Source organism: Flavobacterium sp. YO12, from assembly GCF_004119495.1.
Lineage (GTDB): Bacteria > Bacteroidota > Bacteroidia > Flavobacteriales > Flavobacteriaceae > Flavobacterium.
Genome location: NZ_NRQU01000129.1, coordinates 1 through 1,720, shown reverse-complemented (window position 1 = coordinate 1,720; position 1,720 = coordinate 1). Strand labels below are relative to the sequence as shown.

At 31.5% G+C, this 1,720-nt stretch carries 2 protein-coding genes; both read left to right on the top strand.

The genetic code is table 11. The annotated features are described in order from the left end of the window. Positions 1-281 precede the first annotated feature (281 nt). Complete coding sequence (locus BOW55_RS20605; protein ID WP_089052265.1) at positions 282-776, top strand: TlpA disulfide reductase family protein; 495 nt, start codon at positions 282-284, stop codon at positions 774-776. A gap of 92 nt (positions 777-868) precedes the next feature. After that, positions 869-1,621, top strand: a complete 753-nt coding sequence (tpiA, locus tag BOW55_RS20600) for a triose-phosphate isomerase (protein WP_089058093.1) — start codon at positions 869-871, stop codon at positions 1,619-1,621. The last annotated feature ends 99 nt before the right edge of the window (positions 1,622-1,720 follow it).

Below are 1,720 nucleotides of genomic sequence, written 5' to 3'. Positions count from 1 at the left end.
AAATATTCTACAAAATAAAGTTTTAACAATTCTATGATCTTTTGAAAAGGCTTTTCAAAAAAATAGTGAATTTTGGAGCCAACTATTACGATTTCATTCGCATTTTTTAACCTAAAATTGTCGTTTTGTTACAAAATAAGCGAGTATTCAAAATTTGTTAATCTGCATTTGGCTTTCAAATTGTTTGTTTAACTTTGTTCGGAAACATTAATTTATGAAATTATCGGAATTCAAAGTTTGAACAACGATATGTCAATTACATTAAAAAATATAAATCTTATATGAAACAATTAGCTCTTGTCGTTATTGCATTTATTACGTTCTCTTGCTCGCAAGCACAAAAAACAAGTTTTTCTAAAGAAGCTTTATCTGAAAAATTATTAACTACTGATGGAGGTCAAGCTGCTTTTAAAAGCATTTTAAAAAAATATAAAGGAAAAACTTTAGTTATCGAAGTTTGGGCTTCATGGTGCGGTGACTGTGTAAAAGCGATGCCAAAAGTAAAAGAGCTGCAAGCTAATAATCCAGATGTTTCTTATTTATTCCTTTCAGCTGACAAAACTGCTGAGAAATGGAAAGCTGGAATCGAAAAACACGAAATAAAAGGAGATCATTATATGATGAATGACGGTATGAAAGGTGTTTTTGGAAAAGCTATCGATCTAGATTGGATTCCGAGATACATTATCGTTGACAAAACAGGAAAAATTGTTTTATATCGCGCAATTGAAACTGATTTTGATAAAATTAATGAAACTTTAAAAGGTTTAAAATAACCTCCTTTAAAATATCAATTTCAAAAATCGAAATTGATTTAATAAAACTTCAATAAAAACAAAAAATTAAAAGAATAATAAAAACTACCACAATGAGAAAAAAAATTGTTGCAGGAAACTGGAAAATGCATAAAAATGCAGAGCAAACTGAAGAATTATTGAATGAATTAATTGCAAAAATACCAGCACAAACAACTGCACAAGTAATTGTTGCACCAACATTTGTAAACTTACAAGCTGCTGCTGCAAAATTAAAAAATACAACTATTGGCGTTTCTGCTCAAAATGTTCACCAAGCTGAAGGCGGTGCTTTTACAGGAGAAATTTCTGCAGATATGCTAACAAGCGTTGGAGTTAACACTGTGATTTTAGGTCACTCTGAGCGTAGAGCTATTTTTCACGAAACTGACGCTTTAATTGCAAATAAAGTTGATACAGCACTAAAACACGACATGACAGTAATTTTCTGTTTTGGTGAAGAATTAAAAGACCGTCAAACTGGAAATCACTTTAATATTGTTGAAAATCAATTGCGTGACGGATTATTCCACATTGCAAAAGAATCTTGGGCAAAAGTTGTTTTAGCTTATGAGCCAGTTTGGGCTATCGGAACTGGAGAAACTGCTTCGCCAGAACAAGCTCAAGAAATGCACGAATTTATTAGAGAAACGATCCGTAAAGCTTTTGGAGCTGAAATAGCTGACGAAGTTTCTATTTTATACGGTGGTTCTGTAAAACCAGACAACGCAAAAGAAATCTTCTCTAAACCAGATGTAGATGGTGGTTTAATTGGAGGTGCAGCTTTAAAAGCTGATGATTTCTTAGCTATCGTTACAGCAATCTAATTTTAGATTTTAGATTTTAGATTTTAGATTTTAGATTTTAGATTTTAGATTTTAGATTTCGAAATCTGCTATATAAAAAAAAGCGTTCGCACAGCGAAC